The 18,797-nt window shown below is 73.0% G+C and carries 18 protein-coding genes and 1 pseudogene; 8 read left to right on the forward strand and 11 right to left on the reverse strand.

The features are described 5' to 3' along the window. Window positions 1-426: 426 nt before the first annotated feature. The 6 genes from metC to MKK49_RS00525 form a co-directional block, all read right to left on the reverse strand. Entirely contained in the window at window positions 427-1,617 is a 1,191-nt protein-coding gene (gene metC, locus MKK49_RS00500; protein WP_244026052.1) for a cystathionine beta-lyase, read from the reverse strand. 301 nt (window positions 1,618-1,918) lie between these two features. Continuing rightward, window positions 1,919-2,659, reverse strand: coding sequence for an amino acid ABC transporter ATP-binding protein (locus MKK49_RS00505; protein ID WP_244026053.1), 741 nt, complete (start codon window positions 2,657-2,659; stop codon window positions 1,919-1,921). Further along, window positions 2,656-3,801: an amino acid ABC transporter permease gene (locus MKK49_RS00510; protein ID WP_244026054.1), complete on the reverse strand. Its 1,146-nt coding sequence runs from the start codon at window positions 3,799-3,801 to the stop codon at window positions 2,656-2,658. Before MKK49_RS00510 ends, MKK49_RS00505 begins: the two co-directional genes overlap by 4 nt. Continuing rightward, entirely contained in the window at window positions 3,798-4,958 is a 1,161-nt protein-coding gene (locus MKK49_RS00515) for an amino acid ABC transporter permease (RefSeq protein ID WP_244026055.1), read from the reverse strand. The genes MKK49_RS00510 and MKK49_RS00515 overlap by 4 nt, the downstream gene beginning before the upstream one ends. A gap of 375 nt (window positions 4,959-5,333) precedes the next feature. Continuing rightward, the gene (locus MKK49_RS00520; protein WP_244026056.1) at window positions 5,334-6,401 is read right to left on the reverse strand and encodes an amino acid ABC transporter substrate-binding protein; all 1,068 of its coding nucleotides are present in this window, start codon (window positions 6,399-6,401) and stop codon (window positions 5,334-5,336) included. A gap of 64 nt (window positions 6,402-6,465) precedes the next feature. Next, window positions 6,466-6,645, reverse strand: a complete 180-nt coding sequence (locus tag MKK49_RS00525) for a ribosome modulation factor (protein WP_244026057.1) — start codon at window positions 6,643-6,645, stop codon at window positions 6,466-6,468. Window positions 6,646-6,777: 132 nt separating this feature from the next. On the opposite strand from MKK49_RS00525, the gene MKK49_RS00530 reads away from it, so the two are divergent. Further along, entirely contained in the window at window positions 6,778-7,074 is a 297-nt protein-coding gene (locus MKK49_RS00530) for a hypothetical protein (RefSeq protein WP_244026058.1), read from the forward strand. Window positions 7,075-7,121: 47 nt separating this feature from the next. Then, window positions 7,122-7,979 (forward strand): EamA family transporter RarD, encoded by an 858-nt coding sequence (gene rarD / locus MKK49_RS00535; protein ID WP_244026059.1) that lies wholly within the window; start codon window positions 7,122-7,124, stop codon window positions 7,977-7,979. Between the two features lie 253 nt (window positions 7,980-8,232). Here the strand turns inward: rarD and MKK49_RS00540 are convergent, their stop codons facing one another. The 5 genes from MKK49_RS00540 to MKK49_RS00560 form a co-directional block, all read right to left on the reverse strand. Further along, the gene (locus MKK49_RS00540; RefSeq protein ID WP_244026060.1) at window positions 8,233-8,856 is read right to left on the reverse strand and encodes a pyridoxamine 5'-phosphate oxidase family protein; all 624 of its coding nucleotides are present in this window, start codon (window positions 8,854-8,856) and stop codon (window positions 8,233-8,235) included. Next, window positions 8,853-9,173, reverse strand: a complete 321-nt coding sequence (locus MKK49_RS00545) for a lipid-A-disaccharide synthase N-terminal domain-containing protein (protein WP_244026061.1) — start codon at window positions 9,171-9,173, stop codon at window positions 8,853-8,855. Before MKK49_RS00545 ends, MKK49_RS00540 begins: the two co-directional genes overlap by 4 nt. After that, a complete protein-coding gene (locus MKK49_RS00550; protein WP_244026062.1) occupies window positions 9,170-9,892 on the reverse strand; it encodes a glycosyltransferase family 2 protein in 723 nt (240 codons plus the stop codon). Before MKK49_RS00550 ends, MKK49_RS00545 begins: the two co-directional genes overlap by 4 nt. Window positions 9,893-9,933: 41 nt before the next feature. After that, complete coding sequence (locus tag MKK49_RS00555) at window positions 9,934-11,646, reverse strand: ArnT family glycosyltransferase (protein ID WP_244026063.1); 1,713 nt, start codon at window positions 11,644-11,646, stop codon at window positions 9,934-9,936. 121 nt (window positions 11,647-11,767) lie between these two features. Further along, complete coding sequence (locus MKK49_RS00560) at window positions 11,768-12,823, reverse strand: GlxA family transcriptional regulator (protein ID WP_244026064.1); 1,056 nt, start codon at window positions 12,821-12,823, stop codon at window positions 11,768-11,770. Between the two features lie 83 nt (window positions 12,824-12,906). Between MKK49_RS00560 and MKK49_RS00565 the strand changes: the two genes are divergently transcribed. The 6 genes and pseudogenes from MKK49_RS00565 to MKK49_RS00590 form a co-directional block, all read left to right on the forward strand. Further along, window positions 12,907-13,611, forward strand: a complete 705-nt coding sequence (locus MKK49_RS00565; RefSeq protein ID WP_244026065.1) for a DJ-1/PfpI family protein — start codon at window positions 12,907-12,909, stop codon at window positions 13,609-13,611. 191 nt (window positions 13,612-13,802) lie between these two features. Continuing rightward, window positions 13,803-15,128 carry an O-antigen ligase family protein gene (locus MKK49_RS00570; RefSeq protein WP_244026066.1) on the forward strand — a complete coding sequence of 442 codons (1,326 nt, stop codon included), beginning with the start codon at window positions 13,803-13,805 and terminating at the stop codon, window positions 15,126-15,128. Beyond that, entirely contained in the window at window positions 15,125-16,294 is a 1,170-nt protein-coding gene (locus tag MKK49_RS00575; RefSeq protein ID WP_244026068.1) for an acyltransferase family protein, read from the forward strand. The genes MKK49_RS00570 and MKK49_RS00575 overlap by 4 nt, the downstream gene beginning before the upstream one ends. Window positions 16,295-16,331: 37 nt before the next feature. Continuing rightward, on the forward strand, window positions 16,332-18,209 hold the full coding sequence (locus tag MKK49_RS00580) for an acyltransferase family protein (RefSeq protein WP_244026069.1): 1,878 nt from the start codon (window positions 16,332-16,334) through the stop codon (window positions 18,207-18,209). 121 nt (window positions 18,210-18,330) lie between these two features. Continuing rightward, complete coding sequence (locus MKK49_RS00585; protein WP_244026071.1) at window positions 18,331-18,660, forward strand: GCG_CRPN prefix-to-repeats domain-containing protein; 330 nt, start codon at window positions 18,331-18,333, stop codon at window positions 18,658-18,660. A 52-nt stretch (window positions 18,661-18,712) separates the two neighbouring features. After that, window positions 18,713-18,797: pseudogene (locus MKK49_RS00590) on the forward strand (IS5/IS1182 family transposase); the annotation flags it as partial.

An 18,797-nucleotide genomic window follows, 5' to 3' on the forward strand; every position in this document is an offset into this window, starting at 1 on the left:
CTCCCCGTCCAGGGCACCTTGCGTCGCCGATGCGGCCCGGGGCGATGGCGAAACCGGGCCATCGACGCGGGGCACCGTCTCCTCCCCCCGAGCCCCCCGACCCGGTCCGCCGGGGGGCCTCCCGTGTGGGCGGCGAGTGGCGGGACTGAACCACGAAATAGGAATATTGTCAAGAATTTTTGAGGTCGATAGGGCGGACGCCATGCGCGCATCTCCTTCTCCCCCCTGCGGGAGAAGGTGGCCCGCGAGCCAAGTCGGGTGAGGGGAGCACTGCTCTATCTCGGTCAGTCGCGCTGCCCCTCTTGCGGGACTTCGTCCCGGCCCGCCTGCTCCGTAGGCACCCTCCCCCACCCAAGTCGGGCCTTGGCCCGACTTGGCACCCTGGGCTCAGAACTCGGGCAAGCCCGAGTTCTGTCGGGGGGAGGGTTACGCGCTCGCCGCGCGCAGCCGCGCGAACCCGGCGTCGAGGTCCGCCTGCAAATCCGAAATGTCTTCCAGCCCGATGTGGAAGCGCAGGCCCGGTCCCTCCGGGGCCCAGGTGGTGGCCGTGCGGTAGGTGCGGCAGTCGAACGGGATGACGAGGCTCTCGAAGCCGCCCCAGGAGAAGCCCATCCCGAACAGTTCGAGGCCGTCGAGCATCGCCGCCACGGCGCGCTCGGGGGCCGGATGGAGGATCACGCCGAACAGACCCGAGGCGCCGGAGAAGTCGCGGCGCCAGATGGCGTGGCCGGGATCCTCGGGGAGCGCGGGATGGAGCACGCGGGCCACCTCCGGCCTTGCCTGCAGCCAGCGCGCCATGGCGAGGCCCTGGGCGCCGTGCTCGCGCAGGCGCAGCGCCATGGTGCGCAACCCCCGCAGGCCGAGAAAGACATCCTCCGGGCCGGGGCACATGGCGAAGTGCTCGAAGGTCCGGTGCAGGGCGGGCCAGTATGTCGCGTTGGCCGAGGTGAGGCCCAGCAGCAGGTCCGAGCCGCCGGAGAGGTACTTGGTGCCGGCCTCGACGGCGATGTCGACGCCGCGCGCGTGGGGCGGGAACAGCAGCGGGGTCGCCCAAGTGTTGTCCATGATGACGGCGGCCCCGCGCGCGTGGACCACCTCACTGATCGCCGGCACGTCCTGCATCTCGAAGCTCTGCGAGCCCGGCGCCTCCACCAGCACCGCCTTGGTGGTGTCCCGCATGAGGGCGCCGATGCCGGCCCCCACCAGGGGATCGTAGTATTCGACCTCGACGCCGAACCGCTTCAGGACGCCATCGCAGAAGATGCGGGTGGGGCGGTAGGCGGAATCGGTCACCAGCAGGTGGTCGCCGGCCGAGACCACGGCCATGAGGGCGACGGTGAGCGCCGCCAGCCCCGAGGGGGTCAGCACGGTGCCGGCGGCCCCCGCGAGCTCGCTCCAGGCGGTGGTCAGCGAATCCGTCGTCGGCGTGCCGGAGGTGCCGTAATCGTAGCGCCCGCGCCGGTGCTTCAGGTCGTCGTAGGTGGGAAACAGCACCGTCGAGCCGCGATAGATCGGCGTGTTGACGAAGCCGTGCTGACTGGCCGGGTCGCGCCCGGCATGGACGAGGCGGGTGCTCGGGCCGAAGCGTGCGGGATCGCGGGGCGGGGAGTTGGACATCGGCGCCTTCGGGCGGAATTTTTCGAGGATGGCGGCGACCACAGCCCGGCGGGGGCCAAGCCGTCAAGTCGGGCGGGTTTCTGGCCGATGGTTCGGCCGATCCCGTGTGTCTCTGTGGTGGAGGGTGGAGCACGGGTCCCCTCTCCTGGAAGGAGAGGGACAGGGTGAGGTGTGCGAACTCTCCGGAAAGGTCACACACCTCACCCCAACCCTCTCCTTCCAGGAGAGGGAGCCTCGAGCGTCCGTTCGATCTGAAGCGATCACGCGAAGATCGTCTCAGGCTTCGGTCCGAAAGCCGGCCTCACCCCAGGATGCGGCCGAGAAACCCTTGCGTCCGGGGATGCCGGGGCCGGTCGAAGAAGTCCTCCGGCGGGGCGATCTCGACGATCTGGCCCTCGTCCATGAACACCACCCGGTCGGCCACCGCGCGGGCGAACCCCATCTCGTGGGTGACGCAGAGGAGCGTGGTGCCGCCCTTCGCCAGCTCCGTCAGCACGTCGAGGACCTCCTGCACCATCTCGGGGTCGAGCGCCGAGGTCGGCTCGTCGAAGAGCATCACGTCGGGTTCGAGGCACAGGGCGCGGGCGATGGCGACCCGCTGCTGCTGGCCGCCGGAGAGTTCGGCGGGGGTGCTGTCGGCCTTGTCGGCGAGGTGCACCCGGTCGAGGTGGCCCAGGGCGAGGTCGCGGGCGGCCTTCAGCCCGAGCCGGCGGACATGGAGGGGGGCGAGCGTGCAGTTCTCCAGGACCGTGAGGTGCGGGAACAGGTTGAACCCCTGGAACACCATCCCGACCCGGGCGCGCACGGCGTCGGTGGCCCGCGCGCCGCCGTCGAGGGTGAGACCCGCGACGCGGAGCGTGCCGGACTGGTGATCGACGAGGCCGTTGACGGCGCGGATCAGGGTGGATTTCCCCGAGCCCGAGGGGCCGCAGATCACCACGGTCTCGGCGGGCGCCACGGCGAGATCGATGTCGCGCAGGACGTGGGTGGCGCCGAACCAGGCGTTGACGCCCGCGAACTCCACCGCTGGCGTGTCCGTCATCGCGCCTCCCCCGCCGCGAGGCGCCGCTCGATGAAGCCGGCGTAGCGGGCCATGGAAAAGCAGACGCCAAAGTAGAACAGGGCCGCGAAGGCGTAGGCCGTGGCCGGCACGGCGGGGGCCGACCAGCGCGGATCGGCGCGGGCCGCCTCCAGCACGCGGATGAAGTCGGCGATGCCGACGATGGAGACCAGCGTCGTGTCCTTGAACAGGCCGATGAGGGTGTTGACGATGCCCGGCACGACGATCTTCAGGGCCTGGGGCAGCACGACGGCGCGCAGGGCCTGGGTCTTCGTCAGGCCGAGCGCCAGGGCGGCCTGCATCTGGCCGGGCGGGATCGCCTGGAGGCCGCCGCGCACCACCTCGGCCATGTAGGCGGAGGCGAAGAGCGCGATGCCGACCAGCGGCCGCACGAGCCGGTCCACGGTCACATCGCCCGGCAGGAACAGGGGCAGCATGACGTTGGCCATGAACAGCACGGTGATGAGGGGCACCCCGCGCCAGAACTCGATGAAGCCGATGCAGGCATAGCGCACCACCGGCCAGTCGGAGCGGCGCCCGAGCGCCAGGAGGATGCCGAGCGGCAGGGAGGCGACGATGCCGACCATGGACACCACCACGGTGACGAGGAGGCCGCCCCACAGGCCGGTGGCGACGGCGGCGAGGCCGAGCGCCGGCATCCCGGCGAGCAGGGCGTAGGCCAGCACGGGAAAGACGAGAAACAGGTAGGCGGCGCCCCAGGCGCGTTTCGGCGCGCCGAGCCACAGCATCCAGGCAGCGCCGAAGGCCAGAAGCGCGAAGAACAGGTTCGGGCGCCAGCGCTCGGCCGCCGGGTAGGAGCCGTAGGCGAGGTAGTTGATTTTTTCTCCGATGAAGGCCCAGCAGGCGCCGACGGGCCGGCCCACCACCTCCGGCCGGCAGGCCTCGCCGGAGGTCCCGGTCCAGACGGCGTCGAGAACGAGGAAGCGCAGGGCCAGGGGCACGAGCCAGGCCAGCGCCGCCAGGATCGCCACGGTGACGACACCGTCCGCCCAGTTCGCGAACAGGTTGGTCCGGGCCCAGGCGAGGGGGCCGCCGAGGCGGCGCGGCGGTGGCGCCGGCGGGATCAGGGTTTTTCGCACGTAACCCTCGGTCTCGGACCTCATCGGCGGGTCCCCGCGGCGCGGGCATTGTACCGGTTCATGACGAGGGCCGTGGCGAGGCTTAAGGTGAGATAGACCGCCATGGTGAGGGCCACCACCTCCACCGCCTGGTTGGTCTGGTTGAGCACGGTTCCCATGAAGACGTGGACGAGGTCGGGGTAGCCGATGAGCACGGCGAGCGACGAATTCTTCGTCGTGTTGAGGTACTGGCTGGTCAGCGGCGGCACGATCACCCGCATGGCCTGGGGCAGCACCACGAGGCGCAGGACCTGGCCCCGGCTGAGCGACAGGGCGGCGGCGGCCTCGCGCTGGCCGCTTGCCACGCTGTCGAGGCCCGAGCGCACGATCTCGGCGATGAAGGCGGCCGAGTAGGTCGAGAGCCCGATGAGGAGGGCGGCGAATTCCGGCCGCAGGGCCAACCCGCCCTCGATGTCGTAGGGCCCGCGGGCCGGCCACGCCACGGGCACGGGATCGCCCGCGAGCGCCAGGGCCGCCGCCGTGAGGGCCGGCAGGCCGAGGACGAGGAGCGCGCCCGGCCACAGCACCGGCACGGGTTTTTGCCCCAGCGCCACGGCGCGGCGGCTCGCACGGATCAGCAGTCCCGTCGCCCCGATGCCGGCCACGACGGCCAGGGGCACCAGGGCGGCGAACCCCGAAAACTCGGGGCGCGGGAGGAAGAGGCCGCGCTGGCTGAGATAGGCGCCCGCCCCCCACTGGGCCGGATCGCTCGACGGAGGCAGGGCGACGCGCACGGCGACGTACCAGACCAGGAGTTGCAGCAGGAGCGGCAGATTGCGGAACCCCTCGACATAGGCGGCGGCGAAGGCCCGGGCCAGCAGGTTGCCCGAGCGCCGGGCGATGCCGATGGCGAAGCCGAGGACGGTCGAGAGCACGATGGCGAGGCCCGACACCAGCAGGGTGTTGAGGAGCCCGACGAGGAACGCGTCGCGATAGGTGGCGGTGGCGGCCGCGTACGGGATCAGGCTCTGGCCGATGTCGAATCCGGCGGCCCGATCGAGGAAGCCGAACCCGGCGACGATCCCCTGGCGCGCGAGCTTTTGCGCCGCGTTGGCGGCGGCGAGATACGCGAGGGTGGCGAGCGCCAGGACGAGGACGGCCTGGACGAGGAGGGCGCGCCAGGAGGCGCGGGGGTTACGCATGGGAAGGGTACCCGCCAGAACCCGCCGCCCGCTGCGGAATCGGCGATCGCAGGCGAAGGGCTCTCGCGTGAATCGGTTGCCATAAGCCGGCTCGGTCGCCGTGCATCCCCTCGCCCCGCTTGCGGGGAGAGGGACGCGTCTCCCCCTTGCCGGGGAGCGCGTCGAGGCGGCAGCCGAGGGTGAGGGGGCGAACCCGAAGGAGCCTGATCCGAAGTCGCCCCCTCACCGTCGCTACGGCTGCGCCTGCGCTCATCGCAGGCACGACGGGGTGCCTGCGATCCTCTCCCCGCAAGCGGGGAGAGGGGGACGCGCACCCATGTTCGTGGCCCCCGCGAGGGCTCGGTTCGCCCAAGGCGTATGCCGTGGCCGCTCCCCTCACCGGATCGGGGGCCCGTACTGCAACCCGCCCTGGTTCCACAGGGCGTTGAGGCCGCGCGGGATCTTCAGGGGGGTGGCGTCGCCGAGGTTGCGGGCGAAGCTGTCGCCGTAATTGCCTACGTGGCGCACGATCCGGGCGGCCCAGTCCGTGGTCAGGCCGAGGCGCTCGCCGTAGCCGCCCTCGAGGCCGAGGATGCGCCGCACGTCGGGGCTCGGGGCCTCCCGGCGCATCTGCTCCACGTTGTCCTGGCGGATGCCGGCCTCCTCGGCGTCGATCATGGCGTAGTGGGTCCAGGCGACGATGTCGCGCCACTGGTCGTCGCCCTGGCGCACGCCGGGCGCGAACGGCTCCTTCGAGATGGCCTCGCTCAGGATCACGTGGTCGTCGGGATGCGCGGTCTTCAGGCGCTCGCCGTAGAGGGAGGACTGGTCCGTGGAATAGGCGTCGCAGCGGCCGGATTCGTAGGCGCCCAGCGTCTGCTCGCTGTTGGCGAAGGTGACCACGTTCTGGGTCAGGCCCCGGGTGCGGAACCAGTCGGCGAGGTTGAGCTCCGTCGTGGTGCCCTGCTGCAGGCAGATGGTCGCCCGGTCGAGCTGCTTGACGTGCGTGACGTTGAGCGACTTGCGGACCAGGAATCCTTGCCCGTCGTAGAAGGTGATGGCGGGGAAGTTCATCGCCGCCGTGTCGCGCGACAGGGTCCAGGTGGTGTTGCGGGCGAGCACGTCGATCTCGCCCGATTGCAGGGACGTGAAGCGGGCGGCCGAGGATTGCGGGATGAAGCGCACGGCCTCCGGGTCGTCGAAGATCGCCGCCGCCAGCGCCCGGCAGAAATCGACGTCGAGGCCGCGCCAGCGGCCCTGGCCGTCGGGCACGCTGAAGCCCGCCACCCCGGGGCTGACCCCGCAGACGAGGTGCCCGCGCGCCTTCACCTGCGCCAGGGTGCGCTCGGGCGGGGCCGGCTCGGCCCGGGCGGGCAGAGGCGCGAAGAGCGCGAGGGCCAGGAGCAGGGCCGGCTTGAGCAGAGCCGACTTGAGCAGGGCCGGCTTGGGTCGAACCACGCGCATGCGCCTCCGGAGGTCCAGGGTCCGTCGGGCGACCTCTAACAGGGTCGCTCGGCCGCGTGAAAGGTCAGGCCGCGCCGTCCGCCGGCGGGCCGGCCTCCTCCCAGGCCTGGAGCCAGGCCTGCCGGTCGGCCGAGCCCTCCGGATAGGGGCAGGTCTCGGCGGGCTTGCCGTGGGTGCGGGCGTTGCGCCCCTGGATGAACGGGCTGTCGCTGGCCGTGGCCGTGGCGTCGGGATCCGGTGGCATGATGCGGGACTCCTGAAGGGAAGACGGCGCCGGCAGCGGCGCCGCGCGGTTCGTTAACGGCCTTGGGCTAAAGCTGTTGCGGTTCCGTGTTCTTGCGTCTCCTGCCTTCGCGTATCTGGGAAGTGCGTCGCCGTGCGTATCCTGCGTTCCCTCACCGTGACCGGTCTCTTCGGGATCAGCCTGACGATCATCGGCTTCACCTGCGTCGACCGCCTCGGCCATCCGGTGGCGGTGCCGTCGCCGGCCATGCCCACGATGGCGCGTCCGGTGGTGGCCGATCCCATCGCCACGGGGGCGCTGCCCGAGGCCCCCGCCCCGATGAAGACCGCCAAGGCCGCCCGGCCGAAGGCGGTGGAGGGGTTCGACACCGAGCGTCTCAACGCCCTCATGCGCGGCGACCCCGCCGTCACCCTGTCGCGCACGCGCTGATGCTATAAGCCCGTGGCGCGGGACGGACCGCGAGCGGGAGCCGCGATGTGGGCCTGATCTACGCGCTCGGCGCCTATCTGAGCTGGGGTCTCGTCGTCCCCGTGCATTTCCGCCTCCTCGACGCGGTGCCGGCCACCAGCATCCTGGCCCACCGCATCGTCTGGTCGGCCGTCCTCGTGGCCGGGCTGCTGGTGGCCCTGCGCCGCCGCATCCGCAGCCCGTTCCCCCTGGCGCCCCAGCACGGATTGCTCGTGCTCTCGGCCGGCCTCATCGGGGTGAACTGGCTGCTCTACCTGCGCGCCGTCCAGTCCGGGCACATGCTGGATGCCAGTCTCGGCTACTTCATCAACCCGCTCATGAGCGTGGTGCTGGGCGCCGTGGTGCTCGGCGAGCGCCTGCGCCCGGTCCAGGCCGCGGCGGTGGCGCTCGCCGCCGGGGCGGTGCTCCTGGCGGTGGTGGTGGCCGGCCACCTGCCCTGGGTGTCCCTGGCGCTGGCGGCGAGCTTTTCCCTCTACGGTCTCGTGCGCAAGGTGGTGGGGGTCGATGCCATGGTGGGCTTCGCCGCCGAGACCGCCGTGCTCCTGCCCGTGGCGCTCATCTACCTCGTCCTGTTCGCGCCGCCCGTGGTCGCGGGCGATCCCGGGCGCGCCGGCCTCCTCGTGCTCACGGGCGTCACCACCGCCCTGCCGCTGATCTGGTTCGCGGCCGCCGCCGAGCGCCTGACGCTGGCGACCCTCGGCCTGATGCAGTACCTCGCCCCGAGCTGCCTTCTCGTGCTCAGCGTCGCCGCCTACGGCGAGCGCCTGGAGCCGCACCGGCTGGTGCTGTTCGGCCTGATCTGGCTGGCCCTCGCCCTATACGCGGCGGACGCGTACCGCGCGGCCCGAAGGGCGCGGGCGGCCTGACCCGCCCGCATCCCCGGTCGGGCCGCCGGCGTTCGCACGGCACGCGGGACGCGCGGGTCCCCTCGCCTTCCGGACGGATCTCCTCCCGGACAGGGCTGTTTCCAGGCGGGGTTCTCGCGGACGACCGGGGCCGGTGTCATACCTCTTCCGGCCCAATCCGGTCGATCCCTTCGGGATGGCGGATTTGGGCTTCGCTCAGGCGCCGCGCGGGCTTGTCCGATCCAGCCACCGCCCTGATCGAGCGGAGACCGTATCACGGCGCCAGCCACGTTCCCGTCCACCCCGCCTCCCCGCACCCCGCCTCCCCGCGCGCCCAACCGGCCCGGCGATGCCCGCGCCGGTCGAGGAACAGGAAGTCGAGGCGCTCCGCCGTCACCACCACGGCGCAGAAATTCGCGCGGCTGAGGTCCAGGTCGGCGCCGTCCTCCGGCTGGGTGTAGGCCCCGCCCGTCGGCAACGCCGTGCCGGGCGCAGGAGCGATCCCGTAGCAGGTCCGGCTCATGATCCGCGAGCCGGCCCAGGCGGCCTCGGCGAGCGCGTCGTCCGTGTGGAGGCGGGCCGACCCCGCGACCCGGATCTGGATCTTCGTGGCGGTGTCGTAGCCGTGCAGGGCGGCCCGGCCCGACGCTTCGATCTCGGCGGCCTTGGCCGAGCGGCGGTCGCAGTGGAACCGCAAGCGGCCCGTCGCGGGATCGGCTTCGCGCAGCACCACGGTCCGCACCTGCGACTGGCCGTGGGCGTCCACGGTGGCGAGCGCCGGCATGTGGAAGGCGTTGCGCCGCAAGCGCGGCCCCTCCTGCAGGAGGCGCCAGACTTCGAAGAAGCTGGCGTCGAGGCTGTCGTGGAAGGGCGGGAGCGGCGACGGGGCGGGATTCATCGGGCGCGCCGCTCGCGCAGGATGAGGGCGACGTTGCGGAGATAGATGCCCGTCGAGAGGGCCTGCCCGAAGATGATCACGGGCTCGCGCCGCACGAGGCCGTAGACGAGGGTCATGAGGCCGCCGGCGATGGAGAGGAACCAGAACGAGAGCGGCATCACGCTCTTTCCCGCCCGCTCGGAGGCGAGCCATTGCAGGATGAAGCGGGCGCCGAACACCGCCTGCGCCAGGATGCCGAACACCAGCCAGCCGTCGAAGCGGGTCACGAACACGTCGTAGACGTAGCCGCGCAGATCCGCGGCGAGCTGGATGATCATCGGCCGACCTCGGTGACGGCGGGCGCCGGCCGCTTGCGGCGGATGAGCCACCACACCCCGGCGAGATCGAGGAGCCCGACCCAGAGCCGGTCGAACAGGCCGTAATTCGACTGTCCGGTGAAGCGGGGCCGGTCGACCACGTCGCGGTGGACCACGGCGAACCCCTCGCGGGCGACGAGCGCCGGCATGAAGCGGTGGAGGGCGTCGAAGGCGGGCAGCGCCCGGTAGACCTCGCGGCGGAACACCTTGAGGCCGCAGCCGGTGTCGCGGGTGGCGTCGCGCAGGATGCGCCCGCGCACCCCGTTGGCGATGCGCGACTGCAGGGTCTTGAGGCGCCCGTCCTTGCGCCCGACCCGCTGGCCCTGGGCGAGGCCGGCTCCGGGGCCGCCCTGTTCGAGGGCCGCGAACAGGGCCGGGATGAAGGCCGGGTCGTTCTGGCCGTCGCCGTCGAGGGTGGCGATGACGGGGGCCCGCGCCGCCGCGACCCCGCTGCGCACGGCCGCCGACTGGCCGCCGCTATGGCCGTGGCGCAACACCCGCAGCCACGGCCTGGCGCGGGCGGCCTCGGCCAGCAGCCCGGGCGTCGCGTCGGTGGAGCCGTCGTCGACGTAGATCACCTCGAAGGGCTCGAGCGGCGCGCAGGCGGCCTCGATCTCGGCCAGCAGGCCCGCGATGTTGCCGGCCTCGTTCTTCACCGGCACCACCACGGAGAGGCGCAAGGTTGGGGCCGACGTTCGGGGCGAGGCTGGAATCTGAGCGTTCAAGGGATCACCGCATAGGCCGAGAGGTCGACCCGCCGGCCACCATTGATGTTGAAGCCGGAGACTTGGCCCACCACCCGGGGCAGAATTGTGCCCGCCGCGATGGCCGCGTCGAAGGCGGCGGCGAACCGGCTGTCGACGAAGACGAGGCGGCAGCCGCCCTGCGTCAGGAAGGACGCCGCCTCCGCAGCCGTGGAGGGGGTGGCGAGATCCGTGCCGACGAGGAAGACGAGGCTCGGCTCGCGGTAGCCGAGGCTCGCGACCTTCGGCTCCGCGCAGGGCAAGGCGTCGCGGATGGCGGCGAGGCGCGGCGACACCTTGAGGGCGGAGAGATCCGGCTGGGTCAGGCCGAACACCCCCGGGCTGAGCAGCAGGGCGGCCAGGATGGCGAGGAGCAGCGCCCGCTCGGGCAGGGCCCGGGCGAAGGCGCGCCAGGACAGGATCGCCACGGCGCAGGCCGCGAGGAGCAGCGGCAGGCCGGCCAGCGGCACGGTCCGGTCGAGGCTCCAGGCGGCCGAGACGAGGCCGATCGTCAGGCCGACGGGGATGAGGACGACGAGGCCGGCCACGATCCGGGCGCCGCGCCGGGCGGGATCGAGGGCGCCGGCGGAGAGCGCCAGGACGGTGAGGATCGCCACCGCCGGCATCAGGGGCAGCACGTAATGCGGCAGCTTGGTCGGCACCCCCTCGAACAGGGCCCAAGCCGGCACGATCCAGGCGAGGAGGAAGGCGACCGCGTTGGTGCCGCGCCGACCCCAGGCATACGGGATGGCCAGCGCCGCGAAGGCCGCGCCCGGCCAGAAGGTGGCGTAGAACACCACGGCGTAGGTGCCCGGCGGCGCCCAGTGCTTCTCGGCCCCGCCGCCGACCTTGGCGAGCATGTCGTGGCCCACCGCCTCGCCGTAGAACGCGCCCCCGCTCTTCCACGCGATGGCGAGGAACCACGGGGCGACGAGGGCCAGGGTCAGGGGCAGGCCGAGGCCGGGGCGCAGGGCCAGCAGCCACCGGGCCGAGCGGGCCCGCACGGACAGGACCAGCGCCGGCAGGGCGCAGAACAGGGGCACCATCGGCCCCTTCACCAGGACGCCCAGGGCGAGCCCGAGCCAGAAGGCCAGCACCGTTCCCGTATCGAGCGGGGTGCCGCGCCGCAGCCACGCCCGGGCGAGGCCGCCGAGGCTCGCCACGGCGCAGGCGCACAGGAGGGCGTCTGTCTTGGCCAGATGCGCTTCCGCCGCGAGCATCACGCAGGCGCCGAACAGGGCGGCGGCGAGCAGCGCCCCGCGCCGGGGCAGGAACGCGAGGGCCGCCCAGTAGGTGAGCAGGATGGCGGCGAGCGCCCCGACCAGCGAGGGGATGCGGTAGAGCGCGATGGCGGTGCGGGCCTGCGGCACGCCCAGGCCCTCGGCGGCGGCGACGACGGCCGCCTGCGCCCAGTAGATTCCCACGGGTTTCTTGTGGCGGGCCTCCCCCTGGAAGCGGATGTCGACGAGGTCCCCCGTCTCCAGCATCTGCTTGGAGGCCTGGGCGAAGCGCGGCTCGTCGCGGTCCATGGGCTGGAGCGAAGCGAGGCCCGGCAGGAAGCAGATCAGGCCGAGGGCCGCGAGGAGGGCGCAGGCCCGGCCATGGCTCGCGGCGCCGAGGCCGAGGAGGCGATCGAGGAACGCGAACGCGTCGCCCCGGGCCGCGCGGGGCTCGGCTTCGCTGGGCATCATGCGACGGGCATCACGGGAGGGGCCTGGAAGGCGGTCATGCACGGCTCCGGACCGGTCACCGGCCCTCGGATTTCGGTCGACGCCCCGACGGGCGGCGGTGTCGATGATGCGGGGCGGAATGTCAAATTCCCGCCGGGTCCGAAGTCCCCTCCCGTGAAGCCCCTTCCCGTGAAGTCCCCTCCCCGGCAAAGCGCCGGCGGTAGGCCCCCGGCGCGGCGCCGACGCAGCGCCGGACGGCGCGCCGCAGGGTCTCCTCCGAGCCGAAGCCGCAGAGGAGGGCGATGCGCTTGAGGGGCAGCCGGCTCTCCGCCAGGAGGCGCCGGGCCGCCTCGACCCGCAGGCGCTCGAGGGCGCGGGCGGGGGTGAATCCGGTGGCGGCCCGGTAGTGCCGGGCGAACCCGCGCGGGCTCATGCCGGCCTCGGCGGCGAGGCGCTCCACCGTGAGGGGCTCGGAGAGGTTCTCGCCGATCCAGGCATGGAGCGCGTCGAAGCGCGAGCCGGCCTGGAGGGCCAGCGCGGTGCTGAACTGCGCCTGGCCGCCGGGGCGCTTGAGGAACACCACGAGGTGGCGCGCCACGGCGAGCGCCGCCGCGCGGCCGAGATCGGCCTCGACCAGGGCCAGCGCGAGGTCGATGCCCGCGCTGACCCCGGCCGAGGTCCACAGATCGCGATCGCGGATGAAGATCGGGTCGGGCTCGACGCGGGCCTCCGGGTAGCGGCGGGCGAGGGCGTCGCAGGCCGTCCAGTGGGTCGCCACCCGGCGCCCGTCGAGGAGCCCGGCCGCCCCGAGGAGGAAGGCGCCCGTGCAGACCGAGGCGACCCGGCGGGCCCGGGCCGCCCGCCCGGCGATCCAGGCCGGCAGGTCGGTCGCCGACGCCGTGTGGACGCCGCGTCCGCCCGCGACGATGAGGGTGTCCACCGGCGCATCGTCCGCCGGAAGCGGTCCGGCCGCGAGGCCGAGGCCGGCGGAACTCCGCACCGGGCCGTCGGGCGCCACCACCGCCAGGGTGTAGGGCGGGGGCGATCCCACCGGCGTCAGATCGTTGGCCGTGGCGAACACCTGCAGCGGCCCCGCCACGTCGAGGAGCTGGACGTCGGCATAGGCCACGATCTCGATGGGGCGGGACCGGACGGCCGTGGCCGGACAATCTGGCAGGAAGCGAGGGACCTTGGTCATTCCAGCCACAGACTGCACCCGTATGGTCGCGCCTGTCCATCCCGTTCCGCCATCCCGTTCCGCCATGACTTCAGGAGTGGTCCATGAGTCTCCAGATCGGCCTTCTCGCCTTCCCCGACGTGCAGCAGCTCGACCTCACCGCCCCCTACGAGGTCTTCGCCATGATCCCGGGGGCGACGGTCCACCTCGTCGCCGCCGGCCTCGACCCGATCACGAGCGCCACGGGCCTCGTGCTGACCCCCACCGTGCGGATGGCCGACTGCCCGGTCCTCGACGTCCTGTGCGTCCCCGGCGGGGTCGGGGTGAACGCCCTGATGACGGATCGCGGCGTCCTGGCCTTCGTGCGCGAGCGGGCGAAGACCGCCCGCTTCGTCACCTCCGTCTGCACCGGCGCCCTGGTGCTCGGCGCCGCCGGCCTGCTCGAGGGCCGGCGCGCCACGACGCACTGGGCCTCCCTCGATCTGCTCGCCGCCTTCGGGGCGACGCCCGTGGCCGAGCGCGTGGTGCGGGACGGCAATCTCCTCACCGGCGGCGGCGTGACGGCGGGGATCGATTTCGCCCTGGCGCTCGCCGCCGAACTCGTGGGCCGGGCGGGCGCGGAGGCGATCCAGCTCGGCCTCGAATACGCCCCCGCCCCGCCCTTCGACGCCGGCACGCCGGGATCGGCGCCGCCGGAGGTGCTCGCCGCGGCGCGGGCGCGGCTCTCCGCGTCGCGCGCCGCGCGCGAGGCCCTGGTCGAGGCGATCACCGGCCTCCGGCCGGAGGTCTGGGACCGCGCCGGGTCCTGATCGGCAAGCGCCGTCCGGCGCCTTTCTCGGGAAGCGCCGGCCGGCGCCTTTGGAGGTTCTCAAGTATTCTGCGCGCAGGATGAGGCCCGTGGATCGCGCTATCCTGGCGGCGGTCCTCGTGGCCGTCCTGCCTTGCGATCCTGCCTTGCGGCGATCCTGGCCCCGGCCCGCGTTCGTGGGAGTTGCAGCAGATGACCACGGGAGTCGCCACCCCCTCGAGACCGGTCTCGCTGCCCGCGCGCGCAGGGATGCCCGACGGCCTGCGCGTGGCCGCCATGGCGGCGATCCTCCTCGTGATGCTGGTGGGCGCCAACCCGTTCCACGACGGCACCGCGCCCGAGAACGCGGCCTCGGGGGCGGGCGGCAACCTCGGCAACCAGATCCTGTTCCTGATCATGGGCGCCGTCGCCGGCACGGTCCTGCTCGCCCGGGGCGCTGCCGCCCTGCGGCCCCTCGCCAGCCTGCCGATCCTCCTCATGCTCGGCTGGCTCGCCGTGTCCACGGCGCTGTCCATCGAGCCCCTGGTCTCGGCCCGCAGATTGTTCTCCCTCGTCATCATGACCGCCGCCGCGGTGGCCCTCCTCGTGGCGGCGCGGGACGCGCGTCAGTTCGCCACGGTGCTGGGCGCCACGGTGCTGGGGATCGTGGGCGTGAGCTATCTCGGCCTCGTGCTCGTCCCCGAGCGGGCCATGCACACGGCCTTCGACCTCATCGAACCCGAGCACGCCGGCAGCTGGCGCGGGATCTACCCGCACAAGAACGCGGCGGGTGCCGCCATGGGGGCGTTCGTGTTCGTCGGCCTGTTCTGGGCGGGGACCGGCCGGCGCATCCTCGGCGTCCTCCTGGCGGGCGCCGCCGCCACGTTCCTCGTGTTCACCAACGCCAAGACCTCCATCGCCATCACACCCGTGGTGCTCGCCCTCACCTGGCTCTCCACCTGGTCCGGGGCGACCCCCTGGCGGCGCCTCGTGCTGCTCACGCCCCTGGCGCTCCTGCTGACGGTGACGGTGGGGTCGGTCCTCGTGCCGGGGATCGGCGCCCTCGTGGCGAATCTGGCCGGCGATCCGACCTTCACCGGCCGCACGGAGATCTGGGAGTTCGCCGCCGACAACATCGCCAAGCGCCCCCTCGCCGGCTACGGCTACGGCGCCTTCTGGGAGAGCGTGTTCTACGGCGGCGGCGCCGACGCGGCGACCTGGGTCAACCGGGCCACGGATGCGCATAACGGCTACCTCAACACCGCCCTCGAATCCGGCCTCGTCGGCCTCGCCCTCACGGCGTGGTGGATCGTGTGGGCGCCGGTGACCGACCTGCAGAACCGGGCCGGGGGGCGCCGCCTCGATCCCCTGGCGATGCTGTTCCTGCGCCTGTGGCTGTTTTCCATCCTCGTCGCGGTGTTCGAATCGGTGTTCTATCAGGCCACCAACGGGCTCTATTTCCTCCTCGTGGTGGCGGTGCTGGGCCTGCGCTACCTGGCGCGGACCCGGGTGGTGGCGGGCGGGGAGGACCGGGCATGATTCCGCGCGCGCAAACCCCCGCTCCCGCCGGCCCCCATCCGGCGGTGGAACCCCTGCCGGCGCTGACCTCCCTGCGCTTCGTGGCGGCGGCCTACGTCCTCGCCTTCCACTTCACCGGCTACCAGGTCGCCCGGGCGGCGATGCCCGACGCGATCTTCCTCGGCTATTCGGGGGTGACGTTCTTCTTCCTCCTGTCGGGCTTCATCCTGGCCTACAATTACCGGCGGGTGGATCTGTCGGAGCGCGCGGCGCTGGTCCGCTTCCTGCGCGCGCGGGTGGCGCGGGTCTATCCCGTCTACCTCCTGGCGCTGGCCGTCGGGCTGCCGTGGTTCGTCGCCTGGACGGTGAAGGTCCTGCCCCCCCTGCAGACCCTGATGGCGTCGAGCGTGGTCCTGGCGCCGCTCGGCCTCCACGCCTGGGTCCCGGGGGCGGCCTGCGCCCTCGACTGCCCGAGCTGGTCGGTCTCGGCGGAGCTGTTCTTCTACGCCGTCTTTCCCCTCCTCCTGCCCCTGGTCCTGCGCCGGCCGGGACTGACGGCGCTCGCGACCCTCGCGGCCTGGGCCGCGTCCACCGCCCTCGCGATCCTGGCCTGGAACCGCTACGCCCCCGGCCTCTCCCTCATCGCGCCGACCACGGATGCGGCGACGATCCTGGCGCAGGCGATCAAGTACAACCCCCTGCTGCGCCTGCCCGAATTCGTCGCCGGCCTGCTCCTGTTCGTGCTCTGGGAGCGGGTGCGCCTGCCGGTTCCCGTGCTTCTCGCGGCGGCGGGAGCGGCGGCGCTCGTCCTCGTCGCCATGGTCGAAAAAATCCCGGAGCCGCTCATGCACAACGGGCTCACCGCCCTGGTCTGGGCGCCCGTGATCCTGGCCGGCGCGCAGGTCCGCTCCGGTCCGCTCACCGCCGGGTGGTTCGTCTTCCTCGGCCGGATCTCCTTCGCCCTCTACCTCCTGCACGCGCCGGCCTACGGCCTCGTGGCCAGCCTCGACCGGGTGCTCCTCTCCGGCCGGCTCGCCGGCGTCCCCTGGCTCGGCGTCACCGTCGCCACGCTCCTGTCGCTCGCCCTCGCCAGCGCCGTGCATCTCTGGATCGAGGAACCGGCGCGCCGGCGCATCCTGCGGCCACGGCCCCCGGTGCGCCCGGCGGCGGCCGTGCCCTCCGCCTGACGGGCCCCCTGTCCCCGTCCGGATATCCCCCGACCCGATGATCCTCCCCCAGAACACAGCCCTCCCGCATCCGGCCTATCGCCCCGACATCGACGGCCTGCGCGCGCTCGCCGTCCTCGTCGTGCTGTTCTTCCATGCCGGCGTCCCGGGCCCGTCCGGCGGGTTCGTCGGCGTCGACGTGTTCTTCGTGATCTCAGGATACGTCATCACCCGGGGCATCCTCGCCGATGTCGCCGCCGGGCGATTCTCCCTCGCCCGGTTCTACGAGCGCCGCATCCGCCGCATCCTGCCGATGCTGGTGGTGACGATCCTGGCGACCGACGCCCTCGCCCTGGTGTTCCTGCCGCCCGGCGCCCTGGACGACTACGCACGCAGCGTGGTGGCGACCGCGGCCTTCGCCGCCAACCTGTTCTTCTGGAAGAGCGCCGGCTACTTCGACCTCGAGGCGCAGACCCGGCCCCTGCTCCACACCTGGTCGCTCGCCGTCGAGGAGCAGTTCTACCTCGTCGTGCCCCTCGTCCTGCCGCTGCTGCTGGCCCGATCGCGCCGGGTCGCGGCGACGGCCCTGCTCGCCGCCCTCCTGGCGTCGCTGGCCCTCAGCGTGGCCCTCACCGACAGCGCACCGAGCGCCAGCTTCTACCTCCTGCCGACCCGCGCCTGGGAACTCCTCGTCGGCGCCCTCCTGGCCTTCCCGGCCGGATGGGTGGCGCCGCGGGCCCTGCGCGAGGCCATGGCGGCGGCCGGCCTCGGGCTCGTCGCCACCGCAATCCTCGCCTACGACGAGGCCACGCCGTTTCCCGGCCTCGCCGCCCTGGCGCCCTGCCTCGGCGCGGGCCTGCTCATCGCGGCCGGCACAGGACCGACGCTCGTCGGCCGCCTGCTGTCGGCGCCGCCCTGCGCCGGCCTCGGGCGGATGTCCTACGCCCTCTACATGGTGCACTGGCCCGTGGTGGTGTTCACCCGCTACGCCCTCCTGCGCGAGCCGGCCGGGTGGGAGGTTTTCGGCGTCGTCGCCGCCTGCTTCGGCCTCGCCTACGGCGCCTGGCGCTGGATCGAGACGCCGTTCCGGTATCCGCGACCGACCGGAGGGACACTCGGCCGCCGCCCGCTCTTCGCCGCCACGGCCGCGACCCTGGCGACCCTCGCGGCGCTGGGCCTCGCCGGCACCCTCGCGGACGGCTTTCCGTCGCGCTATCCCGACACCCGGCCGGGCGCCCTCGCCGCCCTCGAGCGCGAGGGCTGGAAGGGCGGGCGCTGCTTTCTCGAGAACCAGCGCGCCGCGGACTGGGCCGGGGCCGAATGCCTGCTGGCCGGGGGCGCGCCCGCCACCGCCCTCCTGTGGGGCGATTCGTACGCCGCCCACTACGTGCCCGGCCTCGTGCGCAACGCGCCGGCGCTCAGCCACAGCATCCTGCAATACACCTTCGCCGGCTGCCCGCCGCTCCTCGCCTACGCCTCGCGGGCCAAGCCCGGCTGCCGGGACTTCAACGCCCACGCCTTCGAGATCATCCGCGCCTATGGCATCGACAGCGTGGTGCTGGCCGCCCGCTGGGACCTCCTGCCCGCCCGGACGCTCGCCGGTCTCCCCGACACCATCGCGCGGCTGGCCGCGATGGGGGTCGCCGTCTCGGTGATCGGCCCCTCGCCGCTCTTCGCCTTCGACGTGGCGGTGCTGGGCGCGCGCGGCGCGGGAACCCACGCCGACGGCTCGGCGGCGTGGTTCGCCCACCGGGGCGACCCGGCGGTCCGGCGCCTGTCGGCGAAGGCCCGCTTCGCCGATCCCCTGCCGGCCTTCTGCGACGGCCCCCTGTGCCGCTACCGCGCCGACGGCACCGACCTGTTCCTCGACACCGGCCACCTGTCGCGGGCGGGCAGCGAGCGGGCGGTGCGGGCGTATTTTCCGCTCCTGCGCTGAGCCGGGGATCACAATCGCGCCCAGATCATGTCAGCGAGCGTTCAGCCGGGCGGGGGCATTTTGGTTGGCGATCCGGTCCTCGCGGCCGGATCGCCCTCACAACAGCAGAAGGGTCTGTTCCATGTCTGTGAACGCGCTCGTCGCGGCTCTCGCCGTCGCCTGCGGTGTCGGCCTCGCCTCGGCCGCCCATGCCGCTCCGCTGCCCCCGCCTCCCGCCGGCCCCCTCGCGGGCCCGTTTGCCGGTTCCCCCACGGATGCCACGGTGCAGACCGTCGCCTTCGGCTGCGGCCCCGGCTGGGCGCCCAACCGCTGGGGCCGGTGCCGCCCGATCTACCGGGGCTACGGCCCGCGCCCGTTCTACGGCCCCCGGCGCTTCTACGGGCCGGGCTACGGCTACGGCCCGCCGCGCCCGTTCTACGGCCCCCGCCCCGTCTACGGGCCGTTCTACTAGGGCGTCTCTGCAAAGGGTTCACGGGCGTGGTGATCGCCCCCATGTTGTCGGGATGCGACGTTACGAACTGACTGATGCGCAGTGGGAGCAGATCGCCCCGTTGCTGCCTCCGCAGAAGCCGCGCACGGGCCGGCCAG

Source organism: Methylobacterium sp. J-090 (assembly GCF_022829345.1).
GTDB lineage: Bacteria > Pseudomonadota > Alphaproteobacteria > Rhizobiales > Beijerinckiaceae > Methylobacterium.